This is a genomic window from Thermostichus sp. MS-CIW-38 (assembly GCF_054058415.1).
Map to the genome: position 1 here is coordinate 1 of NZ_JBSSAH010000037.1, position 21,762 is coordinate 21,762.

At 57.1% G+C, this 21,762-nt stretch carries 19 protein-coding genes, 1 tRNA gene and 1 CRISPR repeat array (1 of these 21 only partly in view); of the genes, 16 read left to right on the forward strand and 4 right to left on the reverse strand.

Features of this window, described 5'->3' with window-relative positions; genetic code table 11:
* The first annotated feature begins 378 nt into the window (after positions 1-378).
* From ACVWXZ_RS11480 to pxcA, 4 genes are all read left to right on the forward strand, one after another.
* Positions 379-735, forward strand: coding sequence for a ferredoxin-thioredoxin reductase catalytic domain-containing protein (locus tag ACVWXZ_RS11480; protein ID WP_011432451.1), 357 nt, complete (start codon positions 379-381; stop codon positions 733-735).
* A 104-nt stretch (positions 736-839) separates the two neighbouring features.
* Entirely contained in the window at positions 840-956 is a 117-nt protein-coding gene (locus ACVWXZ_RS11485) for a photosystem II reaction center X protein (RefSeq protein WP_011432450.1), read from the forward strand.
* 280 nt (positions 957-1,236) lie between these two features.
* Entirely contained in the window at positions 1,237-2,640 is a 1,404-nt protein-coding gene (locus ACVWXZ_RS11490) for a glycosyltransferase (RefSeq protein WP_457441998.1), read from the forward strand.
* Positions 2,641-2,820: 180 nt separating this feature from the next.
* Positions 2,821-4,203 (forward strand): proton extrusion protein PcxA, encoded by a 1,383-nt coding sequence (gene pxcA / locus ACVWXZ_RS11495; RefSeq protein ID WP_457385822.1) that lies wholly within the window; start codon positions 2,821-2,823, stop codon positions 4,201-4,203.
* 163 nt (positions 4,204-4,366) lie between these two features.
* Here pxcA and ACVWXZ_RS11500 read toward each other — a convergent pair whose 3' ends face one another.
* Both ACVWXZ_RS11500 and ACVWXZ_RS11505 read right to left on the reverse strand, forming a co-directional pair.
* Positions 4,367-4,957 carry a DUF721 domain-containing protein gene (locus tag ACVWXZ_RS11500; protein ID WP_457402450.1) on the reverse strand — a complete coding sequence of 197 codons (591 nt, stop codon included), beginning with the start codon at positions 4,955-4,957 and terminating at the stop codon, positions 4,367-4,369.
* A gap of 33 nt (positions 4,958-4,990) precedes the next feature.
* Positions 4,991-6,826 carry a mechanosensitive ion channel family protein gene (locus tag ACVWXZ_RS11505; RefSeq protein WP_457402448.1) on the reverse strand — a complete coding sequence of 612 codons (1,836 nt, stop codon included), beginning with the start codon at positions 6,824-6,826 and terminating at the stop codon, positions 4,991-4,993.
* On the opposite strand from ACVWXZ_RS11505, the gene ACVWXZ_RS11510 reads away from it, so the two are divergent.
* Positions 6,808-6,939: a hypothetical protein gene (locus ACVWXZ_RS11510; RefSeq protein ID WP_414343450.1), complete on the forward strand. Its 132-nt coding sequence runs from the start codon at positions 6,808-6,810 to the stop codon at positions 6,937-6,939. The two genes, ACVWXZ_RS11505 and ACVWXZ_RS11510, sit on opposite strands and share 19 nt — an antisense overlap.
* Here ACVWXZ_RS11510 and uvrB read toward each other — a convergent pair.
* Complete coding sequence (gene uvrB, locus ACVWXZ_RS11515) at positions 6,936-9,023, reverse strand: excinuclease ABC subunit UvrB (RefSeq protein ID WP_457402445.1); 2,088 nt, start codon at positions 9,021-9,023, stop codon at positions 6,936-6,938. The two genes, ACVWXZ_RS11510 and uvrB, sit on opposite strands and share 4 nt — an antisense overlap.
* Positions 9,024-9,321: 298 nt before the next feature.
* Between uvrB and ACVWXZ_RS11520 the strand changes: the two genes are divergently transcribed.
* Positions 9,322-11,118, forward strand: coding sequence for a DUF3352 domain-containing protein (locus tag ACVWXZ_RS11520; RefSeq protein ID WP_457482528.1), 1,797 nt, complete (start codon positions 9,322-9,324; stop codon positions 11,116-11,118).
* A gap of 3 nt (positions 11,119-11,121) precedes the next feature.
* On the opposite strand, the gene ACVWXZ_RS11525 is transcribed toward ACVWXZ_RS11520, so the two are convergent.
* Positions 11,122-11,565: an ATP-binding protein gene (locus ACVWXZ_RS11525; RefSeq protein WP_011432443.1), complete on the reverse strand. Its 444-nt coding sequence runs from the start codon at positions 11,563-11,565 to the stop codon at positions 11,122-11,124.
* Between the two features lie 153 nt (positions 11,566-11,718).
* Here ACVWXZ_RS11525 and petP point away from each other — a divergent pair, with 153 nt between their 5' ends.
* The 10 genes from petP (at position 11,719) to ACVWXZ_RS11575 (ending at position 21,220) form a co-directional block, all read left to right on the forward strand.
* Complete coding sequence (petP, locus tag ACVWXZ_RS11530) at positions 11,719-11,916, forward strand: cytochrome b6f subunit PetP (RefSeq protein WP_457482529.1); 198 nt, start codon at positions 11,719-11,721, stop codon at positions 11,914-11,916.
* 38 nt (positions 11,917-11,954) lie between these two features.
* A complete protein-coding gene (locus ACVWXZ_RS11535; protein WP_457482530.1) occupies positions 11,955-12,284 on the forward strand; it encodes an HU family DNA-binding protein in 330 nt (109 codons plus the stop codon).
* Between the two features lie 12 nt (positions 12,285-12,296).
* The gene (locus ACVWXZ_RS11540; RefSeq protein WP_457482531.1) at positions 12,297-13,757 is read left to right on the forward strand and encodes a DASH family cryptochrome; all 1,461 of its coding nucleotides are present in this window, start codon (positions 12,297-12,299) and stop codon (positions 13,755-13,757) included.
* 100 nt (positions 13,758-13,857) lie between these two features.
* Positions 13,858-13,929: transfer RNA gene (locus tag ACVWXZ_RS11545), tRNA-Met, on the forward strand.
* A 161-nt stretch (positions 13,930-14,090) separates the two neighbouring features.
* Positions 14,091-14,831: a S24 family peptidase gene (locus ACVWXZ_RS11550; RefSeq protein ID WP_414384053.1), complete on the forward strand. Its 741-nt coding sequence runs from the start codon at positions 14,091-14,093 to the stop codon at positions 14,829-14,831.
* Between the two features lie 504 nt (positions 14,832-15,335).
* Complete coding sequence (locus ACVWXZ_RS11555; protein WP_457482532.1) at positions 15,336-16,793, forward strand: hypothetical protein; 1,458 nt, start codon at positions 15,336-15,338, stop codon at positions 16,791-16,793.
* Positions 16,794-19,031, forward strand: coding sequence for a Cas10/Cmr2 second palm domain-containing protein (locus ACVWXZ_RS11560; protein WP_457482533.1), 2,238 nt, complete (start codon positions 16,794-16,796; stop codon positions 19,029-19,031).
* Positions 19,024-20,001, forward strand: coding sequence for a hypothetical protein (locus ACVWXZ_RS11565; protein WP_457482534.1), 978 nt, complete (start codon positions 19,024-19,026; stop codon positions 19,999-20,001). The genes ACVWXZ_RS11560 and ACVWXZ_RS11565 overlap by 8 nt, the downstream gene beginning before the upstream one ends.
* Before the next feature lie 2 nt (positions 20,002-20,003).
* Complete coding sequence (locus tag ACVWXZ_RS11570) at positions 20,004-20,786, forward strand: RAMP superfamily CRISPR-associated protein (RefSeq protein WP_457402432.1); 783 nt, start codon at positions 20,004-20,006, stop codon at positions 20,784-20,786.
* Complete coding sequence (locus tag ACVWXZ_RS11575; protein ID WP_457482535.1) at positions 20,783-21,220, forward strand: hypothetical protein; 438 nt, start codon at positions 20,783-20,785, stop codon at positions 21,218-21,220. The genes ACVWXZ_RS11570 and ACVWXZ_RS11575 overlap by 4 nt, the downstream gene beginning before the upstream one ends.
* Before the next feature lie 181 nt (positions 21,221-21,401).
* A CRISPR array of direct repeats spans positions 21,402-21,762; the repeat unit is 36 nt; unit sequence GTCGCAGACCTTCCCAGAAGGTAAAGGTGTTGAAAC (it continues 1,880 nt past the right edge of the window).

Here is a 21,762-nt window from a genome sequence, read left to right on the forward strand (position 1 = left end):
GTCGGAAGCAGGAACCCGCCGAGACGACTGCGCAAGGAGCCATCCATGCGCAGCGTGGTAGGAATCTCCGGCCTAAAGGCCGGGGAGGATGTCAAGGTATTCTGTAGAGTACGCCAAGGCTGGCTCTTGCTACGGCCCCTAGATGTTGCCTTGTGTAACAGCAAGGGCATAATCTTTTGTCCTGCCTAGAGGTCTGCTGTACAACGAAGAGCGAGATACAGCTTTTCTCGACGTTGTGGGAGGTCTGTGGAGTTATCTGTGGAGTTAATAGAATCCCGGCCCCCTACACGTCTGTACTGGCTTCGGGAGGCGTCGTCGGAAAAAGCTGTGAACCCCATTGCTAGCAACAGCCGGTTAGTTCCACTTTTGGGAATCGTCATGGAAAGTCGTGGTTACAAAAAGTCCTCACAGAAGAGCTTTGAGTTGATGCGGCATTTCGCAGAAACCTACGCCAAACGCTCCGAGACCTTTTTCTGCTCGGATCCATCAATTACGACGGCGGTGATCGAAGGCTTGGCTCTGCACAAAGAGCAATTGGGCGCCCCGCTGTGTCCCTGTCGTTTTTATGAAGACAAAGAGGCAGAAGCAAAAGCAGGCTATTGGAATTGCCCCTGTGTACCCATGCGGGAGCGAAAGGAATGTCACTGTATGCTGTTCTTAACGCCGGATAACCCCTTTGCCGGCAAGAGCCAAACCCTAGAGGAGGTGCCCCTGGAATACCAAACTACCAAATGACAGCGCCCGGCAGGGACAAAGGCAGGCTTTGGAAGGGTGACAGGGCTCGGTATAATCGAAAAACCGTTGGGCAATGGTTATTTGCACGAGGAGGAAACGCTTTTATGACTCCCTCACTTGCTAACTTCCTCTGGAGCTTGGTGGCTGGTGCAGTTGTGCTGGGGGCTCTCTTTGGCGCCATCATCTTTGTCAGCCAAAGGGATAAAGTGCGTCGTCGCTGAGATCCCCGCTCGTTGGCACTTGCCCGCCAATGCTTCCCTTTTCCCTGTACTGCTATCGCTGGGTGGGGAGAGACTGGGGTGGCAAGATGTGGCTGCGGTACGCAATCGCTGGAGGGCTTCGCCCCTGTTGTCGGGGATCCAGCTGGGTTGGGTGACCAACAGATTGAGATCTAAGGTGCTTGAAGCCGTTGTTGCAAACGATCACACCTTATGAAAGGCCTCCGGCCCGCTGCCGCGATCGAAGACTATCCAGCGATACCCCAGGGATCCCTTGCCAGCGTTGACCCACCCCTTGTATTACTGGCGGCAAAAAAACCGCTACTACCACGAGGATCTGGAGCGGCTGCATCGCTTTTTTGTCCCTGCCGGTTTGCGCATCTTGGAGATTGGTTCCGGCACGGGATCCCTGCTCAATGCCTTGCAGCCCAGCTTCGGGGTGGGGATCGACCGGGATGCGGACATTGTTGCCCAAGCTCAGGCAGAGTTTCCCCATCTCCATTTCCGGGTGCAAGATGCCCACACGCTGGACAAAGGGGATCCCGTCTTGGCGGAGCCTTTTGATGTGATCTTGCTCGTCAATACCCTGGGCTACCTGGCCGACATCCAGCAGGTTCTCCAGCAGTTGCGCCGCTTCTGTACCCCACGCACCCGCCTGATCCTCTCCCACCACAACCCGCTCTGGGAGCCGATTCTGGGCTTGGCAACCGCTCTGAAGCAACGGATGCCTCTGCCGGCAGCCAACTGGTTATCGGCAGCCGATGTGGCCAACCTGCTGCACTTGGCAGGATACGAGGTCATTCAGCAGGGCAAGCGGCTGTTGTTGCCGCGGCGGATCCCGTTCCTTTCGACTGTGATCAACCGGGTGATTGCCCCATTGCCCGGGATCAACGCCCTCTGCCTGACAGAGTACACGATCGCTCGCCTGCAGCCCGACCCTGCCTGGGATCCCCCCCCTGAGCAGCAGCCTTCCTGCACCGTGGTGATTCCGGCTCGGAACGAAGCGGGCAACATCCGCCGCTGCGTGGAACATTTGCCCGAGATGGGATCCCGCACCGAGATCATTTTTGTGGAGGGGCATTCCAGCGACGGGACTTGGGCCGAGATCCAGCGGGTACAGGCGGAATACCAAGGGATCCGCAATATCCGGGCTCTGCGGCAGGAGGGCAAGGGCAAGGGGGATGCGGTGCGCAAGGGGCTGGCTGCCGCTACAGGGGATGTGTTGATCATCCTCGATGCCGATTTGACCGTACAGGCAGAGGACATGCCCAAGTTTTTCCGGGCTGTGGCTTCCGGGCGATGTGATTTTGCCAATGGTTGTCGCCTTATCTATCCCCTGAAACCAGAGGCAATGCCTCGGCTAAACCAATGGGCCAATCGTTTTTTTGCCGCTCTCCTCTCCTACATTCTCGGCATCCGCATCAAAGATTCCCTCTGTGGCACCAAGGCCCTGTGGCGGGAGGATTACCAGCAGATTGCCAAGCTGTGCCAAGAGTGGGGGGATTTCGACCCGTTTGGAGATTTTGACCTGTTGCTGGGATCCGCCAAGCGCACCCTGAAGATCCTGGATATCCCCGTGCGCTATTTCCCCAGAACCTATGGTCGCTCCAACATTCACCATGTGCGAGAGGGGCTGCGGCTGCTGCAGATCTGTGGCTTTGCCCTCAAGCGCTTTAAGGGGTGCTGAATGTTGCTCTAGACCAAAGGCGCCGGTCTGTACTTCTGTCGAGGCAGGGCCAGTCTCTGCAAGTACTTCTCCACCGTTGGGATTCCCGCCTAGGCACCCAGGACTCGTTACAATAATTAGTCAATCGGATCACTGTAATGTGTGGATCGGCCCCCATGGGGAGTGCCACGGGAACGAGCAATGGGAGAATCCGTATTGAGCAGGCTGGGCCAATGGATCTCGAACACCCCCCTGCGCTCCCTCGACCAAGCTTATGAGGCTGCCCTGCGCATTAAAGCCATTGAGGATCAATACTTCCAGGGAGGGTCCATTGGCAGCAATGGGCAACACGGCCAGAATGTCAGCCGCTACTTTCAGATTCAACTGCGCCGGCAACTGCGCCAGATCGATCTGCGTTTGGCAGAGTTCAGAGCCAGCAGCGCCTTTTCTCGCCTGCCGGATCCCGAGCAAAATGGCAGCGGCCCTACTTCTGCCCAAGATAAAGCTCAACAACTCCATGCCGCTGAGGCCAATGTTTCTGAAAGCAGCAGCGAAAACTCCGAGAATGGTTGCCAAAGACGAGATCTTTCCATTTTGGAGAAACTGCAGTTTATCGATCAGGTGACTTCTCGATACAAACGCCCGACCAGAAAATCCCAGCCCATCTCTGCTTCAATTTCCACTTCACCTGAGCCTCTCGAACGGCCAGAACAACCTACCTCAACCCAACCCAGTTCTCCTGATGTCTCTGTCAAGGCAGGCTCCGGCAATGGCGCTGCCCCGGTCGCTTCCAAAGCTGCGATTCTGCCCCGTTCTATTCTGCGCACAGCCAGCCAAATCCGCCGTGAGCTGAGTTCCCAGGCCGAAGAGGAACTGATCCAGGAGTATCGCGAGGCTCGCACTCGCACACTGGTATCGATTCGTTTTCTGTTGTTGTTGGCCATTTTGCCTCTGCTCACCCAGATCCTCTCGAAAAACTTTCTGTTTGGGCCATTGGTAGATCACTTGCAACAACGGGAGCCTGCCATTGTGGCTCTGAGCCACGAATTTCAAGAAAAAGCCCTGACAGAGTTCGAGTTTTTCAAGGAAAGAATAGAATTTGAGCGAGCTTTGCACCATCAATCTCCAGAGTGGGATCTGGAATCAGCAGATCAACTGTCCATGAAGGCAGAGGAACTGCTGAAAAAATATAGCCGTAGGAACTCGGAAGGCTTGAAGAATATCCTTGCTGATTTGCTTTCGCTGCTGGTGTTTGGCTGGCTTATCTTTGTTGGGCGTGAGGAAATCGAAGTCCTCAAGTCTTTTTTGGATCGTCTGATCTACGGTCTCAGCGATAGTGCCAAGGCTTTCATTATTATTCTCTTTACCGATGTGTTTGTCGGTTATCACTCTCCCCACGGTTGGGAGGTGCTGCTGGGTAATTTGGCTGCCCATTTGGGGGTACCGGAGAACCGCGATTTTATCTACGGCTTTATTGCTACTTTTCCGGTTTTCCTAGATACGCTTTTTAAGTATTGGATCTTCCGCTATTTAAACCGTGTATCGCCGTCTTCGGTGGCCACCTATCGGGCTATGAACGATTAAGGGTTCGCAGTTGCATTTCAAACTGGGTTGAGACGCTTCCCAAGCGCTCCTTGCCGCTGCCGTAACCATCCACAACCTCTCTCAGAGGAAGAAAGAAGTTGGGGATCGACCTGACGAATCGTTTGATTGCCATTTGAAGCAACCGTAATTCGAGTTTCCTGAGTTAGCTGGGCGGGCGCAAGGATTGTCGATGGCAGAACCCGCAGACAAACCAACGCTCCAATTCGGCGGCAGGGGTGGGACAGCGGCAGGCGGGGCAAGGGAACAGGTTCTCCTGGGTTTGTTGTTGCTTCACCACTCTGGCCCAGCGCTCGAAAGCCACTTTCGGGTCGGAGGTGGGCTGTTTTGGATTGGGGCTGCGACAGGATCCAGGGCGTTGTCCATCTTGGTCTGCTAGGCGGGGAGCGCCATAAAACTTGCTGGTCAGCTCCGCATCAGGGTGGGGGGTGGCTTGGCTGGATCCCTCGTGCCAGGCACCAGGGCTGAAGCGGATATCGCTGAGGGGAGGTTGGATGCGGCTGTTGAGTTTCTTGAGAATGAGCTGACGTTGCAAGGTTAAATTTTGCGCCCAGGCCGGGGTAGAGGTGGCCACTTGCAGCACCTGTCGGCGCACGCTGAGGGGATAGGTTTGGGCGGCTACGGCCTCTCCGACGAGTTCGGGCCAGAGCTGCCGCAGGGTTTGCATTTGCTTCAGTTCAGCCCAACGGGGATGGCTGCCAAAGCTTCCCAGTACCTCATCTAACCGCTGCAACATGGTGTCGATAGGGTGTCAATGGCAGGCAATAGCTTAGGAAACACCATTTTGGTCTTCCGGCGATTGAGCCGCTTCTTTGAGGGCAGAGTGAATGGAGTCGGTATCGGGCAAAGAAGGGGATCCGCCATTTTGACTGAGGGGGGCAAATCCCTCTAGGCTGCGGATATGAATATCTTGTTGCGGGAAGGGGATGCGGATCCCACGTCGCCGAAACTCAGCCTCGATCAGGAAGTTTAGCTCGCTGATCAAGACAAACTGATCTTGAGGACGGTTGATCCACACCAGCAGCTCAAAGTTAAGTGCAGAAGGGCCAAAGGACTTGAGCCAGACTTGGGGGGCAGGGCTGCTCAACACCCGAGCATTTTCTCTGGCGGCGCTGAGCAGGGCTTCGGTAACCAAGGCGGTATCGGAGCCGTAGGCCACGCCGACCGGAATGTGGATGCGACAGCGGGGATCCCGGTAGCTCCAGTTCACCACCTTTGATTCGGTAAAGCGGGAGTTGGGCACAATCACAAAAATGCGATCCAGGGTGCGCAAGACGGTGGCCCGTGGGCCAATGCGCTCCACCGTGCCGAGCAGGTTGTCCACTTCCACCAGATCCCCGATTTGGATGGGGCGCTCCAGCAAAATGGCAATGTAGCTGATGTAGTTGTTGGAGAGGTTTTGCAAACCAAAGCCGATCCCCAAACCCACCGCCCCGGCAATAACCGCCAAGGAGCCCAGATTAAGGCCGCTGAAGGGCAAGACCAGAAGGATGCCGAACAGGGTCAGGATGTACTTGAAGATGGCCGCCGAAGACTCTTGGGTGCCCAGATCCAGCCCCAGGCGTGCCAAAAAGCGCTGCTTGAAGCCAACACTGACGTAGTGGGCGCCGGTGAAAACCAAGATGGAGAGGACGAGGAAGACCAGCAAGCTGGCAATCGAAACGCTGGAGTTGGGCAGAGGCTGGGTGAGAACGCCCAGAGCCGTGGCGACCACACGACCCAGGCCCAGGTAAAAGGAGCGCTGAAAGGGTCGTAGGGCAGGGATGAAGCTGATACCGCGATCCAGCGAGATGCCGGCGATGAGGATCACCCCCACGCCCCGCAGCAGCATCCCACCCACATCAATCCAGGTGCCCCAGGTCTCTCCGGCCTTAAGCTCCAACCAGCGTTGCAGACGGGTTAAGCTGCGGTCGAACAGCCGCCAGAGGAAGAACCCCACCACCAGGGTGGCGATCCCTGCCAGGAGGGTCAGAACCAGCACGCGCGGATCCTGGGCCCGCTGCAGAGCCAGCAGATCTTCGCGGTAATCGGCAATCGCTTGCTCCAACCGCCGCGCCCAACTGTTGGCCACCAGACGCACGTCATTCAGGTTCACCTGACCCGGTGCCACCCTGCGCTCCGCGGCAGCATCGGCATAGGTGACGGTAAACAAATACCGTTGGGTGGCCTCAAAGCGGCCTCTTTCCCCCAGGCGTAAGATGTATTGCCCATTGGCATCCTGGGCTACCCGTACCTCTGGCTGTGGCAACTGCCCTTCTTCGAGAAAGCGCTCGATGATCGCCCGAACGTTGTCGGCCCGCACATCGCTGGGGTAGTCTGCCGTCTGCAGGCGAAACACCGGGATGTTCCCCACCAACACCTCTGTGCCCTCTTGGCCGGTCAAAGGGATCCCGACTGGGCTGGGAGCCGGAGCAGGGGATCCCTCAGGAGTTGGCGCTTCAGCCGGTGTGGGGCGGGGATCCGTCAGGAAAAAGTTGGGATCCCGAAATTCAAGGGCTTGGGCCAATGAAGGGGCAGAGGCGACGGCAGGGGTGAGCCAGAGACCTATCCCCACCGTCAGCCCAACCCAAAGAGCTGCTCGCTTAAGTGGGACGGAGTCCTGCATGGCCGGTTTGGTACGAACGCCTATCGATCAATTGGGGATCCCTGGTGCTGCCCCGCAAGCTCATGGTGGCACAAGCCGACCTCAATTTTGGCCGATCTGAGCAAGGATTTTAGGTGCCCTGAGAATGGCCCAGAAGGCGTTGACGCAGCTTTTTGATTCTATCTCGCAGCTCGGCGGCTTCCTCAAATTCTAGGTTTTTGGCGGCCTCTTTCATCTTCAGTTCCAGTTGGCCGATCAGCTCTGGAATCTCGGAGAGAGGGATCTCTTGCGCAGCTTGAAAGGCTTTTTCCAGATCTGGGTTGCTGAGTTTGCGGGAGATGGCCAAAAAAGACAAGATGGCATTGCTGTTTTTCTTGACAATGGGCTTGGGCGCGATGTTGTGTTGGCGGTTGTATTGCAATTGAATCTCGCGGCGACGCTGGGTTTCGGCAATGGCCCGGGCCATGCTGCCGGTCATGGTGTCGGCGTACATCACCACCATACCGCGGACATTTCGTGCTGCCCGCCCGATCATCTGAATCAGGGAGCGCTCTGCTCGCAAAAACCCTTCTTTGTCAGCATCCAAAATGGCCACCAAAGAAACTTCTGGCAAGTCCAACCCTTCCCGCAGCAAGTTAACTCCTACCAACACGTCAAAGGCCCCTTCTCGAAAATCTTGTAAGATTTCAATTCGCTCAATCGAGGTGATCTCGGAATGCAAATAGCGAACTCGGATCCCTCGCTCCTGGAGATATTCTGTGAGATCTTCTGCCATCCGTTTGGTGAGGGTGGTCACGATCACCCGTTCGGCAGATCCCTGCCGAGAGCGCTCCAATCGCAAATAAATTTCTCCCAGCAAATCGTCCACTTGCCCAGCCGTGGGGCGCACATGCACCTCGGGATCCACCACCCCAGTGGGCCGAATCACCTGTTCGATAACCCGACCGCTGCCCTGCACATAAAACTTCAAGGTCTTGCCATCTTCCACCCGGGTTTCAAATTGGGCCTCGCTCTGCTCCAGTTCCCAGTTGCCGGGGGTAGCCGAAACAAAGATACACTGATGAACCTTGGCCCAAAATTCTTCGGCTTTGAGGGGGCGATTGTCGAGGGCGCTGGGCAGGCGAAAACCATGATCTACCAGCACCTGCTTGCGGGCACGGTCGCCATTGTACATGCCGCGAATTTGGGGCACGGTCACGTGGGACTCATCCACCACCAACAGCCAATCGTCGGCCTTGAAATAATCCACCAAGCAGGCGGGGGGCTCTCCTGCTTTGCGTCCCGTTAAATGTCTAGAGTAGTTTTCGATCCCATTGCAATAGCCCACCTCTCGCAGCATTTCTAGGTCGTAGCGGGTGCGCTGTTCCAGCCGTTGGGCTTCCAGGAGCTTGCCTTCTTTGCGAAAGAGGGCCAGTTGCTCTTCCAGTTCTTGCTCGATATTGAGGATTGCCCGCTCCAGTTGTGCTTCCGGCGTTACAAAGTGCCGAGCAGGATAAACTCTGAGGGCGCTGAGGCTGTTCAAAATCTCACCTGTAACCGGGTCGATTAAGCGAATGGCCTCGATCTCATCCCCAAAAAATTCGATGCGAATGACCCGATCCTCATAGGCCGGCACAATTTCCAGCACATCCCCTTTGAGGCGAAATCGCCCCCGCACCAGCTCCAGGTCATTGCGCTCGTACTGGATGCTGGCCAGATCCCGCAAGACATCCCGTTGGTTGATCTCCTGGCCGACTTTGAAGGGGATGGAAGCCTTCAGGTATTCTTCTGGCATGCCCAGACCATAGATGCAGCTCACCGAGGCCACCACAATCACATCCCGCCGTTCAAACAAGGAGCGGGTAGCCGAGTGCCGCAACATATCGATTTCATCGTTGATGGAAGAAGATTTGGCGATGTAAGTATCGGTGCTGGGAACATAGGCTTCCGGTTGGTAATAGTCGTAATAGCTGATGAAGTATTCGACGGCATTATTGGGAAACAGCTCTCGTAGCTCATTGCACAGTTGTGCTGCCAAAGTCTTATTGTGGGCCATCACTAAGGTGGGCCTGCCCACCTGCTGAATGGTATGGGCGATGGTAAACGTTTTGCCGGTTCCGGTTGCTCCCAGCAAGGTTTGAAAACGATGGCCTTCTGAAATCGACTTCACCAAGCCGGCAATTGCCTTAGGTTGATCTCCGGTGGGTTGATAGGGAGAAACCAGTTGAAACTCTGACATGGGTTTGACTTTCGGATGGGCCTAGATAGCTGCCGGGCTGGTCAAGGCAGGGCTGATCTGCACGTTGGTTTGGAATGGTGGTGCGGATCACAAAGGCTTGTAGGGTGCCTCTAAACTTGGCCGCCTGCTCAGCGGTGGGCTCCAGCTGGCACACCAGGGTTAGCCTCTGTTCCATGGTAAGGTTTTATCATGCAGGACTGAGGGCAGCGCTTCTTCACTAGGCCTGTTCATGCCAGCAGTGCAGAGCAGTAGGGCCTGGGTGTCCGCGCCATGTCTCCCTCGGTGCAGAGATTGAGATATGGGACGACGGCAACTCTTGCGCGGGATCCTGATTGGGCTTGGTCTTCTGGCCGCCATGGTGGTGTGGGTTGTCGTATGGCTGCTCACCCGCAGTCCGGTGGCTTTGTTGCTGGCCCACCCGGAGCTGCCGCCAATTGTGGGTTTGGCCCCTCGCTCCGCACAAGCGCTGCTGGTGTTGGCTGTTCCCCTGGACGAGGTGCAAGCGTTTTGGCAAGCGGCAACTCCTGCCCCCCAGCGACGCGCTGCCCGTCAGCAGTGGCAAAAGTTTTTCTCCCCTGAAGGCCCAGGCTGGCTGGGATCCTTGCTGGCCGGGGGATCCCTTGATTTTGAGCGGGAGGTGCGGCCCTGGCTGGGGAGGAGTACCCTCTTGGCCAGTTTGCCGGAGTGGGGCACCTTGGTTGCCCTGGAAACGCGGGATGCGGCGCTCTCTCAGTTTGAGCTGAACCTATTGTGGGAACGGCAGAGCTTGGCCGGGAGGCCGGTGCAGGTGGACACTTACAAGGGCATTCAGGTGGTGTCTAGCCCGATTCCGGGCCTGCAGGGGTTCTCGGCAGCCGTTTTCGGCGAGCAATACGTGTTGTTGGCGGAGCAGTCTGCTGCCATTCGGGCTGCAATCGATGCTTGGCAGTTGCCGCAGTTGTCTCTGGTGGCTCAGCCTCTGTTTCAGCAGGTCATCCAGCCCTTGCGGGAGGCGCATGTGGGTTGGGCCTTCTGGCAAAATCCAGAGGCGGTTTCTTCAGACGGGCTGACGTTGCAGGCGGTAGGGCTGGGGTTGGGGGTAAACTTCCGCGGCTTGGTGGCCGAAAGTGCTGCCCTCTGGCATGCGCCCGCTGGCTTCTCCTTGCCGGCGGCAGAAGCCTTTCGCCCGCAGATCCTTCAACATCTGCCGGATAAAACCTTGGCGCTGATTTCCGGAGAGAATCTGGTCTCAGTTTGGCAGAGCCTGGGGCAGATCCAGCCCCTAAATTCCCTGGGGTTGCGGGTGGATCCCGGCCAGTGGCTGCAGCGCTTGCAATCTCAGGTGGCGCTGGACTGGCAGCGTCTGTTGCCGGAACGGGGAGAGTTTGCCTTTGCCCTTTTGCCCGGCGACGGGGATCCAGCCTGGCTGTGGGTCGGTAAGCTGCCGGATGAGTCGGTCGCGACAGCGGGACGGAGTCCTTATTTCGACTTGGATGAGCGGGCACGCGCCCAAGGCTGGCAGGTAATCTCTCTGGCAACGAAGCGCGGCACCGCCACCGCCTGGGCCAAACCAACCATTCCCGCAGGGGGGCAGTCAGAACCCCAGCCGGTGGCGACAGCGGGACGGAGTCCTTACCGCTCTATCCATCGACCGGAGATCCCTGTGTTGGCAGGCGAGCCGCTGGAAGTCAGTGGGAAAGGAGGATCCGCGTCATTGCAGGCGGCAGAGGCTCTCCCCCAAACGCTGCCAGGGATCCCGCTGCCGGCACAGGTGTATCATGCCGACCGCAAAGGCTATTCCTACCTGGCTTCTTCTCTGGCGGCTCTGGAGGCGGCCCTTGCGGATCCCCCCTTGAGTGCAAATCGCGCCTGGCGCAAGTTGGTGGCTTCCCTGCCCCACCGCAATTTGGGCTATGGCTATGGATCCCTGGGGTTGCTCTTGGAAAGCGAGCTGCCTGACCCGGTCGCGTCAGCGGCGCGGAGCGCTAAGGGATCCCGCTGGGCATCCACACGCTTTGCCTTTGCCACCACAGCCTTCACCGTTTCTGAGGCTCCCTATCCGGATCAGGGTCGCCAGATTACCCAAATGGGCAAGCTGTTTTGGGAGTGGCATTGAGGGTCAGACTATCCAGGGATCCCGGCAGTTGGCGTGGATGTATTTGGCCAGGTAGACCTGGTTGCCTGTTTCATTCCACTCCACAAAGTCGAAGATTTGGGTGAGCAGCAGCATTCCTCGGCCCGACTCTTCGGTTTCTAAGATGTTATGTTGGCATCGGTGGAGCTTCTCTTGGGGACAAAAGCCGGGCCCTTGATCTCGCACCAGCCATTGGTAAAAGGGCTCCGAGCTGGCGTACTCGATGATCACCTTCTTGTTGGGGTCGAGGCCGTTGCCGTGGCGGACGGCATTGATAATTGCTTCCTGTAGGCCCAAACGTATTTCCGCTCTCCAGGCAGGAGGGACTTTTGAGATCAAGAGATCGAGGACAGGCTGAGTGTAGAGGGTGGAGGGAAAGCTGATAACGCTCCAGGAGCAGTGGGCGGGTTTGAGGGAAAGGGCAATCACGGAGGCAGTCTTCCCTGGGGCACGGCACTCTGACCCCATTCTAGCAATCCCATCGGGGTCAACCCCAGCAGAGGTGCGGCAGGAGCTCGGCAAGGGGACTTTTGCCGTACCATCTTGAGTGGTAAATCTCTTCGCGGTTTTGCCGAATCGGCTATGGCAATCAAAGTTGGCAATAAGGTCAAAGTTCGCTCTGTCCGGGATCGCGGACAAGACAACATCAGCGCCCTGGTGGGCAAAGAGGCTGTGGTGCTGGCACGGCGTGTGGTCGATGGCAGCGGTGTCGGCTACATTCTGGAGTTTCCCGATCGATCTCGACATTGGTTTTTCGAGAGCGAATTGGAGGCGCTCTAGGCCCCTGTCTGTGTTGCTGTTGTCTAGAGGGTCGGTTGGTGGCTTCTCCTCCCCACTTAAATCGCCGTTTGCTGGCCCGCCAGATGGCCGCGCAGGTGGATGGCCTGACCGTGGAAATGGCTGCTGCTGCTCTGGAGGCTATGCTGGACAGCATTAGCCAATGCCTGGCCCAGGGGGGATCCGTGCGGCTGGCTCGCTTTGGCACGTTCTCGCTGCGCCATCGTCCCGCCCGGCAAACCTATCATCCGCGCACCAAGGCCCCTGTTCACATCCCGGCTGCCGATGTGCCTCATTTTGTTCCCAGCCCTGAGCTGGGGCGTCCAGCTGGGGTTCGGGTGTCCAAGTCTGAGTCCGCGGGATCTGTGTAGGGTAGCTGCAGAATGACCGTCCTGCTGTGGTTTCGCACCGACTTGCGCCTGCTGGATCACCAGCCGCTGACGCGGGCCTGCCAACAGGGATCCCCTTTGATCCCCTTGTATTGCTTGGATCCCCGCCAGTTCGGCGAGACTTCCCTTGGGCTCCGCCCCAGAACCGGCCCTTTCCGCGGTCAGTTTTTGCTGGAGAGTTTGGCGGATTTGCGGCAGCAGTTGCGGTCGCGCGGCTCGGATTTGGTGATCCGCCAGGGACAGCCGGAACACGTGATCCCCACCTTGGCACAGGAGTGGGGAGTCGAGGCGGTCTATGCCCATGAAGAGGTGGGCACCGAGGAGAAGGAGGTGGCGGCAGCGGTTGAGCGGGCTTTGCAGCCTCTGGGGATCCCGTTGCAGGTCGATTGGGGCCACACCCTCTACCACCCTGAAGATCTCCCCTTTTGTCTCTCGCAACTGCCGGAGCTGTTCACCCGCTTTCGAAAGCAAGTCGAGGAAAGCACTCCCATCCGGGATCCCTTGCCCATTCCCGCGATCCCCCCCCTGCCGTCGGGTTTGGATCCCGGCCCTCTGCCCACCCTGGCCTCGCTGGGGCTATCTTCACCTGCCGGGGATCCACGGGCTCGCTTCACCTACACCGGCGGGAGCACCGCTGCCCATGCCCGCCTGCAAACCTACTTTTGGGATCTGGATCGGCTGCGCATCTACAAAGAAACCCGCAACGGCATGTTGGATCCCGACGATAGCTCCCGGCTTTCTGCTTGGTTGGCGCTGGGCTGCATCTCCCCTCGCACCGTCTATGCCGAGGTCAAGCGTTACGAGCAGGAGCGGGTGCGCAATGAGTCCACCTACTGGCTGGTGTTTGAGCTGCTGTGGCGGGATTATTTTCGGTTTATCTTGGCCAAGCACGGCGCTAAACTGTTCCGTCCCTCTGGGATCCAAGGGATCCCCATCCCTTGGCAGCAGGATTGGCCGCGCTTTCAGGCTTGGTGTCGGGGTGAGACGGGCTACCCCTTGGTGGATGCCAACATGCGGGAGCTGGCGGCTACCGGATTTATGTCCAACCGGGGACGGCAGAATGTGGCCAGCTTTTTGACAAAAAACCTGGGCATCGACTGGCGCATGGGCGCTGAGTGGTTTGAGTCGCTGCTCATCGACTACGACGTGGCCAGCAACTACGGCAATTGGAACTACACCGCCGGTGTAGGGAATGATGCCCGTGGCTTCCGCTACTTCCACATCCCCAAACAATCTCGCGAGTACGATCCCAAAGGAGACTATCTGCGCCACTGGTTGCCGGAATTGGCCGGGATCCCGGGGGATAAAATCCACGAGCCCTATCGCCTCACTGCTGCCGAGCAGAAGCAATTTGGAGTCCGATTGGGGGTGGACTACCCTCGCCCACTGGTGGATTTGGAGAAGTCTCTCGCGGCCAACCGACGGGTTTACGAAGCTGCCCTGGCCTGCCGATAGGCGTGGCTATGTCTGTGGCTTCTCTCCCGAGAGGGGGCTGAGGGGATTTTCTGAGGCGCAGTTCCGGCCCAAGAGTGCTATTCTAGTTAAGCACTATCCTGGCTCAGTAGCTCAGCGGTAGAGCAGGGGACTCATAAGCCCTTGGTCGCGTGTTCAAATCACGCCTGAGCCATCTCTATGAAACCCTTACTAGAGGCCCCTTTCCGTTGTGGAGTAGGGCTTCTGGCTTTTTGGGGCCACTTTGCGCTGTTTCTAGGACTGGGACAAATAGGGTCATTTCGAGTCGGATCAGCCTATTATTTTAGTGAAGCTGATAGTGAAGGATTTGAGCTGGTGGACAGCATCACCAAAGCCACTCTGGAGCGGATCGCTCAAGCCAATGGTCGGCTGAAGTCTGCCAATGTGGGTTTGTCCATCTTGCTCCGCAATAGTCGGCTGTATCTGCGGGGGACGTTACCTCCTAAGCCTGGATCCCTCAAGGATAAGGCGTTTCAGCAGGAGATTGCTTTGGGGTTTCTGGGGATCCGTGCCAATCCGGCGGGGGTGAGTGCGGCAGAGCGGGAGGCTCGCCGGGTGGGGATTGCGCTGCAGGATGGGACGTTTGATTGGCGGTGCTTCCTCAAACCAGAGGCAGTCCAAAAGATGAGTCTCCTACTCTGGGACAAGTATGTGGCCTACAAATCTAAGTCGGTGGCAGTGACCACGGTGCTTTCGACCTACGCCAAGACACGGGCCAAGCTCGTCAAGTGGAATCAGCCGATTGAGGATAAGTTGGCGGCCTATCGGTTGAGTATGATTCGGGTGATGGGAGATTCGATGGCGCCGACACTGGATTCGGGGGATATGGTGATTGTGGATGAGTCGGTGAAGTTTGCGGACCGGATTGTGGAAGGAATTTTTGTTCTCAGGATTGATGGCTATCTGCGGGTGAAGCGGTTGGAGCGGATGAAGGAGCGGATCCGGGTGTTGAGTGATAATCCGGCCTACCGTCCGGAGGTGTATCGCCTTAGTCAGTTGCAGGAGGAGTTTTCGGTGCTCGGTCGGGTGGTGGCGGCGGTCAAGCCTAAGGTGTGAGGAGGAGAGGAAAGCTACCGCTGTGATTATGCTTCAACCTTGCTGTAGTCAGGCGGAGACAACAATTTAGCATCCTCAGTTTGAGTAGATACAAAACGCCTTCAATAGGTCAAAAGTCTAATTTGCAACAATACTGCGATTGTGTTATAGTTAGGCTCATGAACAAGCGGATAGTGAGCTTGAGCTATGAAGTTCGTCTCGGCTGGTCTGATTGCCTATTTAGCCATTTTTGCAATAGTTCCCTTGGGTGGTAACGCTGAAGTTGCCTTTTGTACCTATCGGGTTGTGCCACATCGTCCCCCGATTTTACCGCCAAGGGTTTCCAGGTTAACTCGTATGGCGATAGAGCAGCGGTACATGTCGATTCCACCCAATCGGATCCTAGAGGGTTGTCAAAACCACCCTTGGCATAAGGTCGTATTGATGCGGATCAATCCGGTGAATCGGTTGCGGATCTGGTTCGGCTGAAGGTATCTGCTAAAGTTCTGACCCGGTGAGGTGGATATGCTGGAATCCGTCGTACTGCAGATTTTGGGAACCAGCGATGTCCAGGTGGATGGACAGCCGGGAAGGGAGCAGATTAGGGGCTTTGATCTCCATGAAATGCAAGAGCTTGCTCAAGATCTCAAGAACGAATTGTTAGGTAACCTAAACCGTGTAGATTTTCCCCTAATTCGTCAGGCACATCAATATGTTCAGCATGTAAAGGGATCCCCCACATTTGTAGTGCTGTTAACAGATCAGACGGCGTGGTTTCAAGCTCAGCCGATAGCGGGTTCAGGTTGGGAGGAGATCATTACATCCGACGGGCATTGGTGGGAGGAGGTGTTGCTGGCCTGGGCTGAGGAGCAGGGGATTCGTTGTCATTGTGTACGGTTTGAGGTGCCACCGGAGGTGAAGTCAGGAGTTGCGGATTGGGAAGGCATGGCCAAGCGGGCCACTCAGTTTCTCGGTCAACTTATTCAAAACAACCGGATTCACTTGCCCGATCAGCAGGTTTTTTCCTTTGAGACGCTTTTTATTCAGCACAGTAGCGGAACTCCGGCGTTAAGTAGTGCCCTGTATTTATGGGGAATCGAGCAACGCTTGGAAGGACAAGCGGTGGAGTTTTTATATCTATCCCGACAAGATGAGGAACCGAGGCAACATAGTGGATCCCATTGGCAGTGGCGGCTGAAAGCGCCTCAGATTCGGCAGTTGCTGGCGGTGCAGGATTTTGCCGGGATCCTTCGATTGGCGAAGGGAGATGTGGACAAAGACATGGAGAAACAGATCCGGCGGCTGGATCGGGCAGTGTCTTTTAATTTGCGGGAACTCAATTTGGGGCTAAGTCCCGAAGAAGAGGTTTTGGAGCGGATTGCGATTGCCTGCTGGAGTGAGCGGTCATTTCGGGAGCGAGGGCAATGGATGCATTGGATCCTAAGGGTGGCAGGGGCGCTTGAGTTGGTGTTGAAGTGCTTGGTTGTGCAGCAGGGGCAAGGGCAATTCTCGTGGCGGCGTAGGAACAATGGGTCGGTAGATTTATTTCATCAACAAGATCCCGATCCAATTTTTGTCAACATCACAGCGATTGCGAGGGGAATCTCTCAAGGAAGTTTCCTAGGAAAGAAGAATCATCAAGATTTTACATATCGGTTCGATCCCATTGCCAGTAGACCGGCTCTGGTTCAATTTCAAGGCTTCTATTGTAATGAACCGGGCTGGGCATTAAGCCAAAGTACGAGAATTAAGTTTGCAGATATTCGCAATCATCTCTATCACTCTTTGCAGGGGGATGTGGTTGACCAGATTTTGGATCAAAAAACTCAGCAGTTGCGATCCGTCGCTCACCCAGATCATCCGGCTCAGGTGGCGGTGGGTCATTTGGAGTTTTTGATTGAGCTGGCAGGGATCCAGTCCAAAATCCAAGAGCGGGTGCGGGATTATCAAACTCAGGTGCAACGGATCGACGAGCAACTGTAAATGGATTTGGAGCAATGGTTGGTTCAGCAGCGGCGGCTTTATGTGGGAGGGATCCCAGAGGGTGAAACGCGGTTGGCAACCCATCCGGTGAGTGGCGAGTGGCAAGAATCAGAGTATTTGCAAAACCAGTTTTGGTGGGGCGGAGGGGCGAGTCGAGAGTCGTGGCGGCAGATTGAGCAGGATTTGGGGGAACGACCCGAGCTGACTCAGGTGGCGGCCTTGACTTTTGGGCCGGTGCAGACATTTTTGGGGGCAGGGCAACGGTTGCGGGACTGGGCGGTGGCGTCCTGGCTGTGTCATTACTTGGCGGCGGTAACGGTGTATCGCTGGCAGGAGCGAGGTGGGGTGGTGCTGTTGCCGCGTCATCAGGGGGTGGATTTGGTGCAGTGGTTGCGGGATCCCGACTACCCCGGTGGGGAAGGATTTTGGCGGGCAGAGTTGCCGAATGTGTTAACGGGATTACATCCTAGTCAGCCGGAATGGATTGAGAGTCAGCGTCAGGTGATCCGGCAGGAGTGGTCGCGGTTGATTGCAGTCCTTGAAGAGGTGGTGGTGGAGCGTTTTCCGAAGCTGCTGAATGGGATCGGGTGGCGGGTGATTCATCGGGATCATGCCTGCTTGTGGACGGTGTATGCCGAGTCGGAGCCGATGCAGGTTGAGGGGCTGAGTGAGCAGATTGGCGGGTTGCATGGGCAGATTGAGGCACGGAAGTTAGCGCGACAGTGGCAGTATCCCTGGTGGGGGGGGCGAACGAGTCCGACAGCGGGGAGTCTTTCGACCTGGCATCCGGGGTTGAAGCCGTTGGATCAGGGGGGGACATGGGGAATGCCCGATGAGCAACTCAAGTCCTGGTGGGAACGGGTGGCAGACCGCAGTGGTTTGGCGGGCCTGTTTTCTAAAGATGAGCGGCTGAATAGCCTGGAGATGGTGAAGCGGTTGGCATCGGCCCCTGATGTGATGGAGTTGGTTTTGCAGCGGTTGTGGGGGAAGAAACCTCCGGCCTGTCCTTGGGAGCGGTTTCCGGATCAGACGGCGACGGCAGCGGCTTGGATCACGCAGGTGGTGGATCCTGGGGTGTGGAATGAGAAGGTAGAGACGTTTAATGAGCTGATTTTTGAGCGGCAACCGTTGACGGAATGGGGGATCCCTGGGGTGGATGAGGCCGGGGAGAGGTTTGCCCATCCGCGGATTTTGGAGCGGCGAACGGTGCGGGATCAGGCTCCGGATCTACTGGATGAGTGGGAGCAAGAGAAGCTGGCGGGCTGGGAGAGTGTGATCGAGTGGACGGTGGGCTGGCGAGGCGATGGGGATCAAATGGGGCAATGGCTGTCGGGGACTCAGTATCGAGAGCGACAGTTGGCCTGGGAACGCTGGCACGTGGATGAGAGCAAGATCGAGGTCTATCGACTGGGGATCCAACCACCGCTTGTGCCATCCCAGCCCAGACAAATTGAACTGCCTCACGTATTAGACCTGTCGGTGTTGTTTAGCTATTGGAATGAGGTGTTGTATCCGCTGGTGGAAGATCACCATCTGGGACGGGTGGTGTTTGCCGGGGGGGATGATTTTCTGCTGCTGGGGCCGATCACCGAGGCGGTAGCGTTGACCAGCGATCTCTTGAAGCTCTGGCGAGGGTTACCCAATCCGGTGACAAAGCCGTTGGATCCGGTGTGTGATGGCTGGGTGCGGCGAGGAGATCAGGTGTATCCGGTGCCGGGTGGAGGGATGGATTTTAGTTTGGGGGTGGTGATTGCCCAGAGACGGATCCCCCAATCTCTTTGGCATCGCAACCTCAATCAGGCGTACAAGCAGGCAAAGAAAACAGGGCGTAACCGCGTGTGTGTGCGGGTGCTGTTTAACAGTGGCCAAAGCCTGGAGTGGGTGTGTCCGTGGCCGTTGTGGCTCCTGCTGATGGAGGAGGTGCAGCCGAAGCGGGATCCCAAGCAGACGGAGCTGAATCGCTGGGAGAAGTTGTTGGGGTATGTGGAGAGCACGCGGCTATCCTCGCAGGCGCAGACGGTGCTGGGGGTGGGATCTCTGATTCGGACGTTGTGGGCCAGTGTGGGCATCGATCCGGGGTTGTGGGATCAGGTGTTGGGATATCGGCAGAAATTTAGGGCAGAGCTATCGAGCTGGGAGTGGTGGCTGAGTTGGATCAGCCTACGGGGCTTTTTGGCTCGGCAAGAGCGGGAGCGGCAGCGGTGGATTGAGTTGGTGGGGGGGCGAAGGGATGCCTGAGGCAGCGGTGAACTGGTTGACGTTAACGCCGGCGGGGCCGTTGAGTTTGGGTAATTTGACCCCGGTGGGGCAGAACAGCGGTCAGGTGGGGTGTCGGTGGCCTCCCAATGGGCATCAGTTGGCGGCGTGTTTGGGGTTGCCCAGTTCGGCGCGGTTGTGGGGGCCATTTTGGCATTCGCTCGCCTCACCCAGATCCTTTTATGTGCCGTTGCCGTTGCCGGTGTATGCCTTGGATGAGGGCAAAGACAAGTTAGAGCGAGTGTTTCGCCTGCAGGAGGTGGGGGGATATTGGCAACCCCGATCTGAACATGAAAGGAAGCCGATCCAGGTGGTGGGTGGATCCCGGCTGATTTCGGGAGTGGGGTTACGCAGCCTGTGGCGGGATGGAACAGTGGAAGGGAGGGAGTTGGTGGAGCTGCCCTGGCGGACGCTGACTCTGAGCCACAACAGCCGCCAAGATTACCAAGTCCGGGAGGAGGGGGGCTTTTTTGCGGAGATGACGACGCTGATGGATCCCGGTTGGTCCATTTTGGTGGGGATCCTGGGGGAGTATGAGCCGCCGCGGTGGGGCACCTTGGGGGCAGGGGGGATGCCGGTAGCGATTCAGCCGGTGAAGTTGATGGGTTGGGAGTGGCTGGGCGAAGAGTGCAAGGGGGCAACCGGAGGGGTGTTGTTGACCGGGGCCTTGTGGAGCAAACAAACCTATTCGGTGCCCTGTCCTGAGGGGGTGCGGGCCTATGCTGCCGAAACCGGGGTACCCTGGCAGTCTTGGAAAAAGGTGAAGGATCGAAAGGATCCAGAGCGGCGGGTGGCGGTGTTGACGCCTGGAGAATGGCTAACTCCGGCAGGGGCGGTGTATTTGTGGCAAGAGGGATCCTCAATCCAGAAGTCGGGACCCATGCCGGATCCCTTTCATCGGGATGCGTTGGGGTATGGCCATATCTGGTTGTTTCGGGATGAGGAAAGGTAACGATGCCCAATGCGTGGTTGGTGTGTTTGTCGCCGGTGCATATTGGCGGGGCAGATAGCGAGAGCCGGGGCAACAATAATCCGGTGTTTCGCTTGCCGGATCGGACGCCTGCCATTCCGGGGAGTTCGTTACGGGGGGCATTGCGGGAGGATGCCGAAGGTAAAGATGCCTATAGGGGCCATGTCAAGAACTGGTTTGGAGGGCCGACAGAGGATATTTCGCCGGGGCGGATCTCGTTGGGGTGGGGCTGGCCGGTGTGGTGGCCGGTGCACGTACTGGGCTACGGCAATTGGTGGGTGAGTTGTCCGGCTTGGCTGAATCGTTTTCAACAACTGAATCACGGATCCCCGTTTAACTTTGCCCTGGATCAGGTGTATATGACCCATCCAGAATTGGCAGCGGGATCCAGCCTGTATTTGCGCTGGCTGAGGTTGACCAATATCCAGAAGTGGACAGAGGTGTTACCGGCTCCAGAGGGGGTGGATCCTGATTGTCGGATTGTGGTACCCAACCATTGCATCAATTTGATTGTGGATATGGGGTTGGTGCGGCAGCCGAGGGTAAGTTTGCGGGATGAACCGGATGCCAAGGGCAATTTGGTGGAAAACCTGTTTGCCGTAGAGGGGTATCCGCCGGGGGCAGTGTTTATGTTTAGCTGGACGGTGCGCCAAAAGGTAGAACATCTGGATCAGTGGCAATCCTTTTTGCAGGGGGATCACTCCCTGGGCGGACTGTGGAGCGTTGGTTATGGCAATGTGCGGATCACGAACATTGGGGGTGCATGATGGCGGTCGAACATTACGACTTGGATCGGCGGGTGTTTCATCGCCTCCAAGCAGGGATCCAACATCTGCAGGAGTGGCAGGGAGCCGCCAGTGGCATTGCCGATTATGTGGCCACCTGGGGGCTGGAGCGGTTTTGGTCGATGTCGCGGTCGATGGCTTTGCTGGGGGGAGCGATCCCGGCGGCGGGGCAGGGCAACAATGAACAACGACGCTATTTTGCCTGGGGGGTGGCGCGGATTGTGTTGGCCGAGGTTGCAGGGGCAGAACTAGGGATCCGGGGCGACATGACCACCCATGAGTTTCAGGAGCGGCTAAGGCAGTTGACCTTTAATCAGCAGGTGTTGATGAGTGACCTGTTGATTGCCATTGCCGAGACCATTCAGTTCTGGACGATGCGACTCAAAGACGCTCAACAGGCGGGTATGAATGCCTGAGCGATCACCTCGGCCAATGCCCTCAAAGGCTGATTCTTTCGTTGACCCGGTCGATGCCGCTCTGGATAAGGGTTTCAGCGATTTTGGATCCCTGTTTTGCGGCCTGGATGGGGTGGTTTTTGGGAGGCGGTCGAAAATGGCCTCTGGATCCCGCTCTGGGCAAGGGATGTAGAATGGAGGGGTCGCAGACCTTCCCAGAAGGTAAAGGTGTTGAAACGGCAGACACCTTGTACAAAGGGGTTTAAAGCCTGGTAGTCGCAGACCTTCCCAGAAGGTAAAGGTGTTGAAACACCTCCCGTAGGACGCAACAAAACAGGTATTCGTCCGGTCGCAGACCTTCCCAGAAGGTAAAGGTGTTGAAACCCGATAAGGCAGCCAGCCTTAGGGGCTCGGCCAAGAAAGTCGCAGACCTTCCCAGAAGGTAAAGGTGTTGAAACCTCTAAAATAAAAAGGCTGCCACTTCGGTGACAGCCTTTGTCGCAGACCTTCCCAGAAGGTAAAGGTGTTGAAACTGGTCGGCAGTCATACGAGCGCTGACGAGA

Excerpts from the sequence above, each read along its gene's own strand:
- petP (WP_457482529.1), top strand. The coding sequence starts at position 11,719 with ATGGCAATCAAAGTTGGCAATAAGGTCAAAGTTCGCTCTGTCCGGGAT.
- pxcA (WP_457385822.1), top strand. The coding sequence starts at position 2,821 with ATGGGAGAATCCGTATTGAGCAGGCTGGGCCAATGGATCTCGAACACC.
- ACVWXZ_RS11565 (WP_457482534.1), top strand. The coding sequence starts at position 19,024 with ATGCCTGAGGCAGCGGTGAACTGGTTGACGTTAACGCCGGCGGGGCCG.
- uvrB (WP_457402445.1), bottom strand. The coding sequence starts at position 9,023 with ATGTCAGAGTTTCAACTGGTTTCTCCCTATCAACCCACCGGAGATCAA.
- ACVWXZ_RS11570 (WP_457402432.1), top strand. The coding sequence starts at position 20,004 with ATGCCCAATGCGTGGTTGGTGTGTTTGTCGCCGGTGCATATTGGCGGG.
- ACVWXZ_RS11560 (WP_457482533.1), top strand. The coding sequence starts at position 16,794 with ATGGATTTGGAGCAATGGTTGGTTCAGCAGCGGCGGCTTTATGTGGGA.
- ACVWXZ_RS11575 (WP_457482535.1), top strand. The coding sequence starts at position 20,783 with ATGATGGCGGTCGAACATTACGACTTGGATCGGCGGGTGTTTCATCGC.
- ACVWXZ_RS11540 (WP_457482531.1), top strand. The coding sequence starts at position 12,297 with ATGACCGTCCTGCTGTGGTTTCGCACCGACTTGCGCCTGCTGGATCAC.
- ACVWXZ_RS11505 (WP_457402448.1), bottom strand. The coding sequence starts at position 6,826 with ATGCAGGACTCCGTCCCACTTAAGCGAGCAGCTCTTTGGGTTGGGCTG.
- ACVWXZ_RS11485 (WP_011432450.1), top strand. The coding sequence starts at position 840 with ATGACTCCCTCACTTGCTAACTTCCTCTGGAGCTTGGTGGCTGGTGCA.
- ACVWXZ_RS11500 (WP_457402450.1), bottom strand. The coding sequence starts at position 4,957 with ATGTTGCAGCGGTTAGATGAGGTACTGGGAAGCTTTGGCAGCCATCCC.
- ACVWXZ_RS11480 (WP_011432451.1), top strand. The coding sequence starts at position 379 with ATGGAAAGTCGTGGTTACAAAAAGTCCTCACAGAAGAGCTTTGAGTTG.
- ACVWXZ_RS11555 (WP_457482532.1), top strand. The coding sequence starts at position 15,336 with ATGCTGGAATCCGTCGTACTGCAGATTTTGGGAACCAGCGATGTCCAG.
- ACVWXZ_RS11520 (WP_457482528.1), top strand. The coding sequence starts at position 9,322 with ATGGGACGACGGCAACTCTTGCGCGGGATCCTGATTGGGCTTGGTCTT.